The sequence below is a fragment of the Rubrivivax gelatinosus IL144 genome (genome assembly GCF_000284255.1).
Taxonomy (GTDB): Bacteria; Pseudomonadota; Gammaproteobacteria; order Burkholderiales; family Burkholderiaceae_C; genus Rubrivivax; species Rubrivivax gelatinosus_A.
In genome coordinates this window covers 2791667-2803831 of sequence record NC_017075.1, presented here as the reverse complement: position 1 = coordinate 2803831, position 12165 = coordinate 2791667, and the positions used below count along the sequence as shown (strand labels likewise).

Below are 12165 nucleotides of genomic sequence, written 5' to 3'. Positions count from 1 at the left end.
GCCGCGCCCGCCGCGAGGGCCTGCACGGTGGACAGCCCGACCTTCGCCCGCCGCCTGGGCCTGCTGTACCGCGAGCTGTCGCTGCGCGCCGCGCGGCGCATGGAGCAGGGCCGCGACAGCCTGGCCCCCGAGGCCGTCGAGCTGCTGCTGCACCTGGCGCAGACCGGCCCGGCGACGCTGGCCGAACTGGCGCGCCAGCTCGAGCGGCCGCAGTCCACCGTCAGCGCCCGGGTCTCGATGCTCGAAGCCGGCGGCCTGCTGTCGCGCCAGCCCGACCGGCAGGACCCGCGGCGGCTGCAGGTCTGGCTCAGCGCCTCGGGGCGGCGTGCACTGGCCGAGGCGATGGAGCTGCTGGACACCGCCTGCCTGGCCGCGGCGGCCGCGGCCTGGGACGGCGAACGGCGCCGGCGCCTGGTCGACGAACTCGACGCCTTGCTCGATGCGATGCCGCCGTTGGCGGCGCCCGCTGCGGTCGGCCAGCGTGCCGCCAACGACGACGGCTGATGCCTTGCGCGCACAACTGTATGGATATACAGTATCCGAAAGCCCAAGGAGACCGCCGATGTCGACCGCCGCCAAATTCCGCCAGACCTACCGTCCCGAGCCGCTGCGTGTGCCCGGCTGGCTGCGCAAGTTCTGGCTGCTGTTCTGAGCCGCCTCCGCCGCTGACACGCCCGCAGGCGGGCACCGGGCTTGCATGACGGCGCCAAGGTCTGCCGCGTGCCGCCCGCCGAAAGGCCCGCTGCCACGGTGGATCTGCACGGCCACGGCCTCCCGGCCCGGCGTGCGCACTCCACCACTGTCCCGGGCATGGAACACATTGTCTTTTTGACGGGCCGGCTGGCCCAGCCGCAACTCGAGCGTGTGCTCGACGGCATCGCCGACCCGCCGTTCACCTGGGAGGTGCGCGAGATCGGCCTGCAGGTCGCCGCGCTGATGACCGCCGACCTGATCCGCCGCCGCGTCGCGACGCCAGTGGACGCGCAGCGCATCCTGGTGCCCGGCCGCTGCCGCGGCGAGCTGGAGCCGCTGGCCGAGCACTACGGCATCCCGGTGCAGCGTGGCCCCGAGGAACTGAAGGACCTGCCGCGTTTCTTCAACCGCGCCGCCAAGCCGGTGGACCTGAGCGCCACCGGCCCGCGCATCTTCGCCGAGATCATCGACGCACCGCGGCTGTCGCTGGAGGACATCGCCGAACGCGCGCTGGCCTTCGTGCGCCAGGGCGCCGACGTCATCGACATCGGCTGCCTGCCGGCGACGCCGTTCCCGCATCTCGAAGACGTGGTGCGCATGCTCAAGGGCGAGGGCCTGGAGGTCAGCGTCGACTCCACCGACCCCGACGAACTGCTGCGCGCCGGCCGCGCCGGTGCCGACTACCTGCTGAGCCTGAACCTCGACACGCTGTGGATCGCCGACGAAGTGAAGTCGACGCCGGTGCTGATCCCGCGCACGCCGCAGGACGAGGCCTCGCTGTTCACGGCCGTCGAGACCTTGTCGGCGCGCGGCCGCGCCTTCCTGGCCGACCCCATCCTCGACCCGATCCCCTTCGGCTTCACCGCGTCCATCGTGCGCTACCACGCGCTGCGCCAGCGTTTCCCGACGGCGCCGATCCTGATGGGCGTCGGCAACCTGACCGAACTCACCGAAGCCGACACCAGCGGCATCAACGCGCTGCTGTTCGGCATCGCCGCCGAACTCGACGTCGCCGCGGTGCTGACGACGCAGGTCAGCCGCCACGCCCGGCGCGCGATCAAGGAAGCCGACTGGGCGCGCCGCATCATGACCGCCGCGGCGCGCGAGAAGACGCCGCCGAAGAACCTGTCGTCGGCCTTGTGCACGGTGCACGCACGCGATCCCTTCCCGGACACGCCGCAGGAGATCGCCGCCACCGCCGCCCAGGTGCGCGACCCCAACTTCCGCGTCCAGGTCGCGCACGACGGCCTGCACGTCTACAACCGCGACGGCCTGCGCCACGGCACCGGCGCTTTCGACCTGTGGCCGCGGCTGGGGCTGGAGGGCGACGCGGCGCATGCCTTCTACATGGGCGTCGAGCTGGCGCACGCCGAACTCGCCTGGCGCCTGGGCAAGCGCTACGTGCAGGACCAGCCGCTGGACTGGGGCTGCGCGGTCGAACGCGCCGAGGACGATCTCGCGTCCTGGTGCGCGCCGGGCAGCACGCGGCCTTAGGCCGGCTCCAGCCCGCTTCCCAGCCGCCGCACCAGCAGCGCCTGCGCCCAGTCGATGAAGGCCTGCACGCGCGCCGGGCGCTGGCGCGGGGTCGGCGTCACCCAGTGGATCGGCAGCGACGGGCTCTGCCAGCCCGGCAGCACGCGCACCAGCGCGCCGCTGGCGAGGTGGTGGGCGGCGACGAACTCGGCCAGCTGCACCAGGCCCAGCCCGTCGAGCGCGGCGCTGAGCGCGGCGCCGCTGTCGGTGGTGACGATGCGCGCCGGCACCTCCACCTCGACGCTGCGGCCTTCGCGCTGCAGGCGCAGCGGTCTCAGCGCGCCGGTGGCGCCGCTCAGGTAGCCGACCTGCCGGTGCCCGGCCAGCGCCTCGGGCGTCTGCGGCAGGCCGTGCTCGTCGATGTAGCGTGGCGCCGCGCAGAGCACGAAACGCAGCTGGCCGATGCGGCGCGCGGCCAGCCCCGAGTCGGGCAGCTCGCCGCCGCGCAGTGCGCAGTCGACCCCGGCGCCGACCAGGTCGACGACGCGGTCGCTGCAGCCGAGTTCGACGCTGAGGCCCGGATGCCGGTCGAGGAACTCGCGCATCGCCGGCGCCAGCACCAGGCGGCCGACGGCCACCGGCACGTCCACGCGCAGATGGCCCTGGATCGCCTGGCCGCCCTGGCGCAGCTCGGTCTCGGCCTCGTCGAGCTGCTGCAGGATCGTGCAGGCGCGGTGGTGGTAGGCCAGGCCTTCGGCGGTCGGCGCGACCGAGCGGGTGCTGCGCGTCAGCAGGCGCACGCCCAGCGTCGCCTCCAGCGCCATCACCTGCTGGCTGACGGTGGCCTTGTGCAGGCCCAGCTGGCGCGCGGCCTGGGTGAAGCTGCCGCTGTCGACCACGCGCACGAAGGCGCGCATCGCTTCGAATCGGTCCATCGGGCGGGGGCGCTGCAGCGCCGGTGTCGGATTCGGCCGACTGTATGCCGGGCGCGCGCGCCGTTTCGTGCCCTCACCCGGCGGCACGACCTAAAGTCGGCCCCTGACCGTCAACGGAGGACAAGGTGTCGAGCCAACCCGGAGGCTGCCGGCCGCCATATCGCATCCGTCTCGAGACGCCGGCGGATCACGACGAGGTCGTGCGGCTGACGCGCCAGGCGTTCTGGAACGTGCATGTGCCCGGCTGCAGCGAACACTACCTGGTGCACCGGATGCGCCGTCATGCCGACGTCTTGCCCGAGCTCGCACTGGTGCTCGAACTCGATGGCCGCCTCGTCGGCAGCATCCTGTACACGCGCGCCCGGCTGGTCGACGGGCAGGGCCGAGAGAAGCCGGTGCTGAGCTTCGGGCCGCTGTCGATCCTGCCGGAGTTTCAGCGGCGCGGGCTGGGCAAGGCGCTGGTCGCCGAGTCCTTCGCACGTGCCGTGGCACTGGGCCACGACGTCGTCGTCATTTTCGGCAACCCGGCGAACTACGTGTCGCTGGGTTTTCGCAGCTGCGTGCGTCACTCGATCGCCGTCGCGCCGGGCGTCTTCCCCGCCGCGCTGCTGGTACGTGAACTGGTCCCTGGTGCGCTGCCGCGCGGCGACTGGCTGTACCGCGGCAGCCCGGTCTACGAGTTCGACGCGGCCGAGGCGGATGCCTTCGACACCGGCTTCGATCCGATGCCGCGGCTGGCGCGGCCCAGCCAGGAAGAGTTCTTCATCCTGAGCCGGGCGAGGGTCACGCCGGACGGCGCATGAAAGAGGGCGCCGTGAGGCGCCCTTCGTGTCAGAGCCGCGCCAGCGGCCCCGACCTCACTTGGTCTTGCTGCCGGCCGACTTGCCGCTGCCCGAGTCGGACTCGAGCGAGCTGCCGCCCAGGCTGCCCGCGCCGCTGATGCCCGAGCTGCCGCCGGTGCTGCCGAGCGCGCTGCTGCCCGAAGACTCGGACAGGCCGGTGCTGCCGGACATGCCGCTGCCGGACATGCCCGAGCCGCTGCTGCCCGAACCCTGCTCCGACGACGAGCCCGTGCCGCCGCGGTTGCGGCCGCTGCGCCATTGCGAGAACTCGTCCGAGAACTTCTTGTAGCGGTCCTGACGCCAGCTGCGGTAGTCGTCGTCGAGCGTGCGCATCTGCTCGCTGCGCCACTGGTGGTAGTCGGGGTCGAACTGGTGGTCGTGGCCCTGGCCCTGACCGGAGTTCCAGCCGCCCTGGCCGGCGTACCCGCCCTGGCCCTGACCCTGGCCCCACGAGCCGCCGGAGCCCGTGCCCGAGCGGCCCCAGTCCTCGTGGCGCTGGGTCGAACCCCAGTCGCCGAGGCCACCCATGCCGCCCATGCCGCCTTGCTGGCCGCTCTGGCCCCAGTCGCCGCGCGTGCCGCCGGCACCGTAGCCGCTGCTGCCGAAGCCGCCTTGCGAGCCGCCCATGCCGGACGACGAACCATAGCGTTCGCCCTGGCCATAGCCCTGGTTGCCCTGGCCATAGCCCTGGTTGCCCTGGCCATAGCCCTGACTGCCCTGGCCGTAGCCTTGGCCGTAACCCTGGCTGCCTTCGTGACGGCTGCCGCCCGCACCCATGCCGGACTGGCTGCCGTAGAGGCCGCCCTGGCCGCCGTAGGGGCCGCCTTGGCCGTACGAGCCGCCCATCTGGCCACCGCGCGAGCTGTACTGGTCCTGCTGGCCGTAGCGGCCGCCTTCGTCGTGACCGCCGTAGCTGCCGCCCATCTGGCCGCGCGTGTCGGACTCGGGGCGCCAGTCGCCGTAGTTGCTGCCCGCGCTGCTGCGCGAGCCGCCGCTGCCGGCCTGCTGTTCCGACCGGCCCGACTGCTCCCACTGGCGCCGGTCGTCCTGCGAGCCGCCTTGCTGCCGGTAACGATCGTCGTGCTGTGTCATCTCTCCGTCCTTTCGTGGTTGAGGTCGGCCGATGCCGGCCGCCTGCACGGGGTCGGCAAGCGCTGTGCCTCGGCATGCGGGGCCCCCGGACAAGGGTACGGGCCTTGCCGCCCGGCCACGATCCACAGGAGAACCACATGGCACAGGAACGCGTCCTCACCGGACTTTTCCGCGACCGCGAAGCCGCGGAACGCGCTTACCAGGGCGTCATCGACCGCGGTTACGGCGCCGACGACGTCAACCTCGTGATGTCCGACGAAACCCGGCAGCAGCACTTCGGTAGCGCCAGCGCGCCGCAGACCGAACTCGGCACCAAGGCCGCCGAAGGCGCGGGCATCGGTGCCGGCATCGGCGGGGCCGTCGGCGCCGTCGCCGCGGCGCTGGCCGCGGTGGGCACGACGATCGCGCTGCCCGGCCTGGGCCTGGTCATCGCCGGGCCGCTGGCCGCGGCGCTGGCCGGGGCGGGTGCGGGCGGCGCCGCCGGCGGCCTGCTGGGCGCGCTGATCGGCTGGGGCATCCCCGAAGAACGCGTCAAGCAGTACGAGAGCGGGCTGCGCGAAGGCGGCATCCTGATGGGTGTGCGTCCGCGCAACGCCGAGGACGCCGACTGGTTCGAGCAGAACTGGCGCGCGGCGAACGCCGAAGGCCTCTATCGCTGAGGCGGCTGCGCTCTGGCGGCCGGCACGACGCGCCAGACGGTGTTGCCGACGTCGTCGGCCACCAGCAGCGCGCCGCGCCGGTCGACCGCGACGCCGACCGGGCGGCCCCGGGCCTGGCCTTCGGGGTCGAGGAAGCCGGTCAGCACGTCGACCGGCTTGCCGCTCGGGCGGCCGCCGACGAAGGGCACGAAGACCACCTTGTAGCCCGAAGGCGGTCGCCGGTTCCAGGAGCCGTGTTCGCCGACGAACATGCCGTCGGTGGCGCCGCCCAGCGGCGTCGTCACCGTCGAGCCGCGCGCCGCGGCCAGGCCCAGCGCGGCGACGTGGGCCCCGAGCGCGTAGTCGGGCCGGACCGTCTCTGGCAGGGTCGGCGGCGCGGGCACGCGCGTCTCGACGCGGTCGCCCCACCAGCGGAACGGCCAGCCGTAGAAGCCGCCTTCGCGCACCGACGTGAGGTAGTCGGGCACCAGGTCGCTGCCGAGTTCGTCGCGTTCGTTGACCACCACCCACAGCAGCCCGGTCGCCGGCTCCCAGGCCATGCCGTTGGGGTTGCGCAGGCCGCTGGCGTACAGCCGCATCGCGCCGTCGGCGACGTCGATCGCCCAGATCGCGGCGCGGCCGCGCTCCTCGTCGAGGCCGTTCTCGGCGACGTTGCTGTTGGAGCCGACCGTGGCGTAGAGCGTGCGGCCGTCGAGGCTGGCGATCAGGCTCTTGGTCCAGTGGTGGTTGCGCGGCCCGGCCGGCAGTTCGGCCAGGCGGCGGCCGGCGCCGGTGATGCGCGTCTCGCCGCCGCGGTAGGGGTACTCCATCACCGCGTCGGTGTTGGCGACGAAGAAGCGGTCGCCGACCAGCGCCATGCCGAACGGCGAGTGCAGGTTCTCGAGGAAGGGCACGCGGGTCTCGGCGCGGCCGTCGCCGTCGGCGTCGCGCAGCAGCGTGACGCGGTCGGCGCTGGGCACGCCGGCGCCGGCCTTCTTCATCGTCAGCTTCATGAACCAGTTCTTGAGGCCGCCGCGGGCTTTCTCGGGGCGCTCCGGGGCGTTGGTCTCGGCGACCAGCACGTCGCCGTTGGGCAGCACCTGCAGCCAGCGCGGATGGTCCAGCCCGGTGGCGAAGGCCTGCACCTCCAGGCCGGGCGCCGCGACCGGGCGCTCGCCCTCGGGCCAGCCGACCGCCTTGGCGACCTTGACCGTGGGCAGCATCGTGCGCACCGGCTCGACCAGCGTCGGGTCGGGCCCGACGTCGGCCCCGTTCTGCAGCCGCGAGGTCTCGGAGCAGCCGATCAGGGCCGCCGCGAGGGCCAGCGGCGCCAGCCTGGCCAGGGTGGCGGGCCTCATGCGGCCGCGCGGTCGGGAGCCGCCGGCGTCGAGATCTGGCGCAAGGCCTCCTCGACGCCGGCCGGCAGCCGCGCGGCGAGGTCGCCGAGCGAGACGATGCCGACCAGCCGGCCGGCGTCGTCGATCACCGGCAGGCGGCGGATCTGCACCGCCGCCATCTGGCGCAGCACCTCGGCCGGCGACTGGCGCTGCGAGCAGCAGCGCACGCCTTCGCTCATCACCGCGGCGACCTCGGTCGAGCCCGGGTCCAGCCCCGCGGCGGTGGCGCGCACCGTGATGTCGCGGTCGGTGACGATGCCGCGCACCTGCCAGTCCTCGCAGACCGGCAGGCAGCCGACGTTGAGCTCGTCCATCAGCTGCGCGGCGCGCTGCACCGTCTCGCGGGGGCGGACCGCGACCGGGTCGCGGGTCATCACGTCGGCAATCGTGTTCATGGGGCTTCCCTGGTGTGGCCCGTCAGACGGCAAGGCCCGTACCCGTGGCGACGCCCTGCACCAGCAGACGGGGCAGGTCGCCGAGTTCCTCGAGCACCAGGTTGCCGGCATCGCCGCCGAATGCCGGCATCGTGACCAGCAGCAGGGCCACGCCGAGGCGTCGCCAGCCGCGTTTGCGTCGGGTTCTCATGTCCGTCCTCCGGCGCCTCGTGCGGGCGTCCCGGCCGCGACGGGACAAGTTTCGTACCCGCCCCCTAGGGCGAAGCCCCCGGCAGGCGGCGCACGTAGAGCTCGCCGACCAGCGTCATCGTCAGCACCATCAGCGGCATCGCCAGCAGCACGCCGGGCAGACCGAACAGCACGCCGAAGACCAGCACCGAGCACATGCCCAGCACCGGCGGCAGCCGCACCGCCCAGCGCTGCACCAGCGGCTGCACGATGTAGCCCTCGGCCTGCTGCACGGCGACGCAGACCAGCAGCGCCTGCAGCGCCAGCCCTTCGCCTTCGGCGAGCGCGACGCCGACGATCAGCACTCCCGAGACGATGGGCCCGAAGTACGGCACGAACTCCAGCAGCCCGGCGATCAGGCTCAGCGACAGCACCAGCGGCGAACCGATCAGCGCCAGGCCGATGCCGGTCAGCGCGCCGACGACGAGCATCGACACCGCCTGGCCGAGCAGCCAGCGCGAGAGGTCGCGGCCGGTGGCGTCCAGCGTGCGTGCGGCCAGCGCGCGCCGCGGCGGCGGCACCAGCGTGATCAGGCCGCGGCGGTAGGTGTCGGGGTCGGCGGCCAGGTAGATGCCGATGACCAGCAGCAGCACCAGCGCGCCGACCGCGCCGGTGGCGGCGTTCAGCGTGCCGGTGGCCAGGCCGGCCAGCCGGCTCCAGTCCTCGAAGGGCTTGGCGCTTTCCCACAGCGACTGCAGCCAGCGCCCGGTCGGGTACTCGGCCATCCACTGCAGGAAGGCGGCCCAGGCGCGCGGCAGCGTCTCGCGCAAGGCCTGCAGCTGCTCGGTGGCGCCGGCGCCGACGAACCAGAACGAGCCCACCAGCAGCGCCACCAGCGCCGCCAGCACCAGCGGCAGCGACAGGTGGGGCGAGAGCCCACGGGCTTCCAGCGGTGCCGCCAGCGCGCGCAACACCAGCGCGAACAGCAGCCCGGCGAAGACCAGCATCAGCACGTCGGCCAGCACCCAGGCCAGCGCGACGCCGGCCAGCGTCAGCAGCCAGGGCCCGACGCGCCCGCCGCGGCGGTCTCCATCCTGGCGGGAGGGAGAGGGCGGCGGCAGCAGATCGGGTTCCTTCATCGGCACGCCACCGGGCACGCGGCGTGCCCGGGCTCGCCTGGTCACCCCATCCGGAGCCCGCCGTGGAACCCGACTCTCCCGAAGCCGACGACGCCGTCGTGATGCTGGTCGCTCAGCACCGTCGCCTCGAGGAACTGCTGCGCCGCCTGACCGGCGCCGAAGCCGAAGACCGGCGCCGCGAGGCGTTGCAGGAAGCCGGCGACGAACTCGCACTGCACCTGCTCGCCGAAGAGCGCGTGTTCTATCCGGCCGTCGCCGGCGCCAGCACCGAGGACGTGCTGCTGGAATCGCTGGAAGAGCATCTGGCGCTCAAGCGCCTGGTCGCCGACCTGCTGGTGATGGACCCCGCCGACACGACCTTCGGCGCCAAGGCCCACGTGCTGCAGGAGCAGTGCGAGCACCACCACGAGGAAGAGGAAGAGCACCTGTTCCCGAAGGTCGTGCTGCTGCTGCCGCAGGCCCACCGCCTGGATCTGGGGCGCGAGATGCTGCGCGAGCAGGGCCGGCTGCGCCGCGACGGCGCCCCGCGCGAGGCGCTGCGCGGCCAGACCGACGCGGCGGAGCCCTTGCGCGCCGATTGAAGGACGACACCATGCCCAAGGCCTGGAGCGCCAAGCGCGAACGCCAGTACGAGCACATCAAGCAAGGTCTGGTCGAACACGGCCGCCCGGAAGCCACGGCCGAGGAGATCGCCGCGCGCACCGTCAACAAGGTGCGGGCGCAGGAAGGCGAGGCCCGCGAGGCCAGCCGTGCGTCGACCGAGGACATCAGCCCGTCGCGCCGCGGTGGGCTGCGTTCGCACGCCGGGCCGGGCGGCCGAACCTATCGCCAGCTCTACGAGGAGGCGCGCAAGGCGAAGCTGCCGGGCCGCTCGTCGATGAGCAAGCAGCAACTCGAAGAGGCGCTGCGGCGCTGATCGCCGCCGCGGCGCGAGCCCCCGCACCTCGCCCGGGTGCGGGCGGCCGCCACGGCGAGCTCAAGGCTTGGCGGCAGCGGCGTCGGGCCCGACGGCGTCCTCACGCCCCGCGGCGTCCAGGCCGGGGGTGCCCCGCAGGTCGGTGTCCACCTGGCCCGAGGCCAGGTCGCGCCGCGCCTGTTCCATCACCGGGCGCGGCGTCATGCCGCTGTCGCCGGCCGATTCGTCGCGTTCGTGCGGCAGCGGCAGGCCTTCGCCCTCTTCGCCGGGGGCCTGGCCGGGCGCGATCGGTGGCGTGCCCGCCGCCACCGGCGACTTGGCTGCGGTGCCGGCCGGCTTCTGCGGTTTGTTCGAGTGTTTCATCGGCCGCCTGCGGCAACGTGCGTACCCGCCCGGAACGCCTGTTGCCGGTGCCGGGCCATGAATCCTCCCGGCACCGCCCTCGGCGATCCCCCCGCACGCCGCCATGGCGTGCTGCGTGCTGTCAGGCCCGTGGCGGCCTTCGCCGGTCTGCTGCTGGCGGCCTTGCTGCTCTGCGAAGCGCTGGGCTGGCCTTTCCTGCGCGGGCCGGTCGAGCGCGCCGCGGCGCGTGCCACCGCCAGCCCGGTGCGCATCGAAGCGCCGTTTCGCGTGCGCTTCGTTTTAAGCCCCCACGTGCAGGCGGCGCGCATCGTCGTCGGCGCCGCGCACGGTCTGGAGCTGCCGCATTTCGTCGACGCGCGCGAGGTGCGTGTCGACTGGCTCTGGTCCGACATCCGCCGCTGGCGCGACGGCGCGCCGCTGCGGCTGGAGGCGCTGCGGGCGCATGCGCTCGACGCCCGCCTGCAGCGCCTGGCCGACGGCCGCGCCAGCTGGCAGCTCGGCCAGCCCGCCGCGCCGCCGGCGGGCGACGCCGCGCTGCCGCGGTTCGGGCTGCTGGCGCTCGACCAGGGCCACGTCGAGATCGACGACCGGCTGCTGGCGCTGCGTGCGACGGTCGACCTGAGCGGCAGCGAAGGCGAGGGCGGGCGCGGCATCGAGGCCCGTGCCCGGGGCCAGTACCGCGGCCATGCGCTGGACCTGCGCGCGCAGACGGCCGCAGCGCTGCCGCTGCTCGACGAGTCCGAGCAGGCGCCGGCGCTGCCGGTGCGGCTGGAAGGCCGGGTCGGCGAGGTCGTGCTGGCCTTCGACGGCCGCGCTGCCGCGCTGCTGACCGGCCGTCGGCTCGATGGCGCGTTGCGCCTGAAAGGGCCGTCGCTGGCCGCGGTCGGGTCGCCGCTGGGCCTGGCGCTGCCGGCGACGCCGCCGTTCGAGCTGGTCGGCCGGCTGGCGCACGACGCCGGCGTCTGGCATCTGGTGGCCGAACGCGCGGCCGTCGGCAGCAGCCGGCTGGCGGGCGACTTCCGCTACGACGGCACGCGTGAACCCGGCCGGCTCAGCGGCCAGCTGGGGGGCGAGCGGCTGGCGCTGGCCGACCTGGGGCCGGCGGTCGGTGCCGCAGGCGCGCCGGCGCGTCCGGCGCCCGCCGATGCGCCGCCGCGGCGCGTGCTGCCGCAGCGCGAGTTCAACCTGCCGCAGCTGCGCGGCATGGACGCCGACGTCCAGGTCGCCGTCGGCGAGCTCGACTTCGGCACCGAGGCGCTGGCCCCGGTGCGCCAGCTGCGCACGCGCGTGCGGCTGGACGACGCGGTGCTGCGGCTGGATGCGCTTTCGGGCGTCATCGGCGGCGGCCGGGTCGAAGGCTGGAGCGCGCTGGACGCGCGGCAGACGCCGGCGCACTGGTCGCTGGACCTGAGTTTCGAGCGGGTCGACGTCGCGCGCTGGATCCCGGCACTGCGCCGCGGCGGTGGCGGCGACGACGCACGCCAGGCGCTGCTAACCGGCATTCTGGAAGGCCGGCTGGTGCTCGCCGGCCGTGGCCGTTCGACGGCGCAGATCCTCGGCAGCGCCGACGGCGACGGCCGTCTGATGCTGCGCCGCGGCACCGTCTCGCACCTCTTGACCGAGGCCGCGGGTCTCGACCTTGCGCAGGCGCTGGGCGTGCTGGTGCGCGGCGACGAGCCGCTGCCACTGCGCTGCGCTCGGCTGGAGTTCGGCGTGCGCGACGGGCTGGTCGTGCCGCGTGTGGCGGTCATCGACAACCGCGACAGCACGGTGCTGGTCGACGGCCGCGCCAGTCTGGCCGACGAGACGCTGGCGTTGCGCGCGCAGGTGCGGCCCAAGGACTTCTCGCCGCTGTCGCTGCGCACGCCGGTGCTGATCGGCGGCCACTTCTCGCGTCCTGAGGTCGGCGTGCAGGCCGGCCGGCTGGCCGGGCGGGCGGCGGCGGCGATCGTGCTCGGCGTGCTGGCGGCGCCGGTGGCGGCGCTGCTGCCCTTCGTCGACCCGGGCAGCGGCGAGAAGTCCGATCCCTGCACGGCACAACCCAAGCCGGCGCCGGGCCGCTGACGAGCGCCGGGCACGCCGGGGCCTCGTCCTACGCCTGTTTTCCCTGCCGC

Annotated in this window: 14 protein-coding genes; 7 read left to right on the top strand and 7 right to left on the bottom strand. The window is 74.0% G+C overall.

All coding sequences use genetic code 11. From position 1 onward, the window contains the following. The first annotated feature begins 27 nt into the window (after positions 1 to 27). Together RGE_RS12945 and RGE_RS12940 are read left to right on the top strand one after the other, a co-directional pair. A complete protein-coding gene (locus RGE_RS12945; RefSeq protein WP_014428864.1) occupies positions 28 to 504 on the top strand; it encodes a MarR family winged helix-turn-helix transcriptional regulator in 477 nt (158 codons plus the stop codon). Between the two features lie 306 nt (positions 505 to 810). Beyond that, positions 811 to 2187, top strand: coding sequence for a DUF6513 domain-containing protein (locus RGE_RS12940; RefSeq protein WP_014428863.1), 1377 nt, complete (start codon positions 811 to 813; stop codon positions 2185 to 2187). Here the strand turns inward: RGE_RS12940 and RGE_RS12935 are convergent. Further along, on the bottom strand, positions 2184 to 3101 hold the full coding sequence (locus RGE_RS12935) for a LysR family transcriptional regulator (RefSeq protein ID WP_014428862.1): 918 nt from the start codon (positions 3099 to 3101) through the stop codon (positions 2184 to 2186). The two genes, RGE_RS12940 and RGE_RS12935, sit on opposite strands and share 4 nt — an antisense overlap. A gap of 125 nt (positions 3102 to 3226) precedes the next feature. On the opposite strand from RGE_RS12935, the gene RGE_RS12930 reads away from it, so the two are divergent. Further along, positions 3227 to 3904 (top strand): GNAT family N-acetyltransferase, encoded by a 678-nt coding sequence (locus tag RGE_RS12930; RefSeq protein WP_014428861.1) that lies wholly within the window; start codon positions 3227 to 3229, stop codon positions 3902 to 3904. 54 nt (positions 3905 to 3958) lie between these two features. Here the strand turns inward: RGE_RS12930 and RGE_RS12925 are convergent, their stop codons facing one another. Then, positions 3959 to 5035 carry a hypothetical protein gene (locus tag RGE_RS12925; RefSeq protein ID WP_014428860.1) on the bottom strand — a complete coding sequence of 359 codons (1077 nt, stop codon included), beginning with the start codon at positions 5033 to 5035 and terminating at the stop codon, positions 3959 to 3961. Positions 5036 to 5172: 137 nt separating this feature from the next. On the opposite strand from RGE_RS12925, the gene RGE_RS12920 reads away from it, so the two are divergent. Beyond that, on the top strand, positions 5173 to 5694 hold the full coding sequence (locus tag RGE_RS12920; protein ID WP_014428858.1) for a hypothetical protein: 522 nt from the start codon (positions 5173 to 5175) through the stop codon (positions 5692 to 5694). Here RGE_RS12920 and RGE_RS12915 read toward each other — a convergent pair. The 4 genes from RGE_RS12915 to RGE_RS12905 form a co-directional block, all read right to left on the bottom strand. Then, complete coding sequence (locus RGE_RS12915) at positions 5685 to 7031, bottom strand: PQQ-dependent sugar dehydrogenase (protein WP_014428857.1); 1347 nt, start codon at positions 7029 to 7031, stop codon at positions 5685 to 5687. The two genes, RGE_RS12920 and RGE_RS12915, sit on opposite strands and share 10 nt — an antisense overlap. Further along, positions 7028 to 7465: a CBS domain-containing protein gene (locus RGE_RS12910; RefSeq protein ID WP_014428856.1), complete on the bottom strand. Its 438-nt coding sequence runs from the start codon at positions 7463 to 7465 to the stop codon at positions 7028 to 7030. The genes RGE_RS12915 and RGE_RS12910 overlap by 4 nt, the downstream gene beginning before the upstream one ends. A 22-nt stretch (positions 7466 to 7487) precedes the next feature. Beyond that, positions 7488 to 7655: a hypothetical protein gene (locus tag RGE_RS24295; RefSeq protein ID WP_157781869.1), complete on the bottom strand. Its 168-nt coding sequence runs from the start codon at positions 7653 to 7655 to the stop codon at positions 7488 to 7490. 64 nt (positions 7656 to 7719) lie between these two features. After that, complete coding sequence (locus RGE_RS12905) at positions 7720 to 8772, bottom strand: AI-2E family transporter (RefSeq protein ID WP_014428854.1); 1053 nt, start codon at positions 8770 to 8772, stop codon at positions 7720 to 7722. A gap of 62 nt (positions 8773 to 8834) precedes the next feature. On the opposite strand from RGE_RS12905, the gene RGE_RS12900 reads away from it, so the two are divergent. Both RGE_RS12900 and RGE_RS12895 read left to right on the top strand, forming a co-directional pair. After that, a complete protein-coding gene (locus RGE_RS12900; RefSeq protein ID WP_014428853.1) occupies positions 8835 to 9353 on the top strand; it encodes a hemerythrin domain-containing protein in 519 nt (172 codons plus the stop codon). Between the two features lie 11 nt (positions 9354 to 9364). Further along, positions 9365 to 9688, top strand: coding sequence for a hypothetical protein (locus RGE_RS12895; protein WP_014428852.1), 324 nt, complete (start codon positions 9365 to 9367; stop codon positions 9686 to 9688). Between the two features lie 60 nt (positions 9689 to 9748). On the opposite strand, the gene RGE_RS12890 is transcribed toward RGE_RS12895, so the two are convergent. Continuing rightward, positions 9749 to 10051 carry a hypothetical protein gene (locus RGE_RS12890; protein ID WP_014428851.1) on the bottom strand — a complete coding sequence of 101 codons (303 nt, stop codon included), beginning with the start codon at positions 10049 to 10051 and terminating at the stop codon, positions 9749 to 9751. Positions 10052 to 10180: 129 nt separating this feature from the next. Between RGE_RS12890 and RGE_RS12885 the strand changes: the two genes are divergently transcribed. Further along, a complete protein-coding gene (locus RGE_RS12885; RefSeq protein ID WP_014428850.1) occupies positions 10181 to 12115 on the top strand; it encodes an AsmA family protein in 1935 nt (644 codons plus the stop codon). The last annotated feature ends 50 nt before the right edge of the window (positions 12116 to 12165 follow it).

Coding starts and splice junctions, on each gene's coding strand:
- RGE_RS12940 (WP_014428863.1), top strand. CDS start 811: ATGGAACACATTGTCTTTTTGACGGGCCGGCTGGCCCAGCCGCAACTC.
- RGE_RS12935 (WP_014428862.1), bottom strand. CDS start 3,101: ATGGACCGATTCGAAGCGATGCGCGCCTTCGTGCGCGTGGTCGACAGC.
- RGE_RS12925 (WP_014428860.1), bottom strand. CDS start 5,035: ATGACACAGCACGACGATCGTTACCGGCAGCAAGGCGGCTCGCAGGAC.
- RGE_RS12920 (WP_014428858.1), top strand. CDS start 5,173: ATGGCACAGGAACGCGTCCTCACCGGACTTTTCCGCGACCGCGAAGCC.
- RGE_RS12915 (WP_014428857.1), bottom strand. CDS start 7,031: ATGAGGCCCGCCACCCTGGCCAGGCTGGCGCCGCTGGCCCTCGCGGCG.
- RGE_RS12910 (WP_014428856.1), bottom strand. CDS start 7,465: ATGAACACGATTGCCGACGTGATGACCCGCGACCCGGTCGCGGTCCGC.
- RGE_RS24295 (WP_157781869.1), bottom strand. CDS start 7,655: ATGAGAACCCGACGCAAACGCGGCTGGCGACGCCTCGGCGTGGCCCTG.
- RGE_RS12905 (WP_014428854.1), bottom strand. CDS start 8,772: ATGAAGGAACCCGATCTGCTGCCGCCGCCCTCTCCCTCCCGCCAGGAT.
- RGE_RS12895 (WP_014428852.1), top strand. CDS start 9,365: ATGCCCAAGGCCTGGAGCGCCAAGCGCGAACGCCAGTACGAGCACATC.
- RGE_RS12890 (WP_014428851.1), bottom strand. CDS start 10,051: ATGAAACACTCGAACAAACCGCAGAAGCCGGCCGGCACCGCAGCCAAG.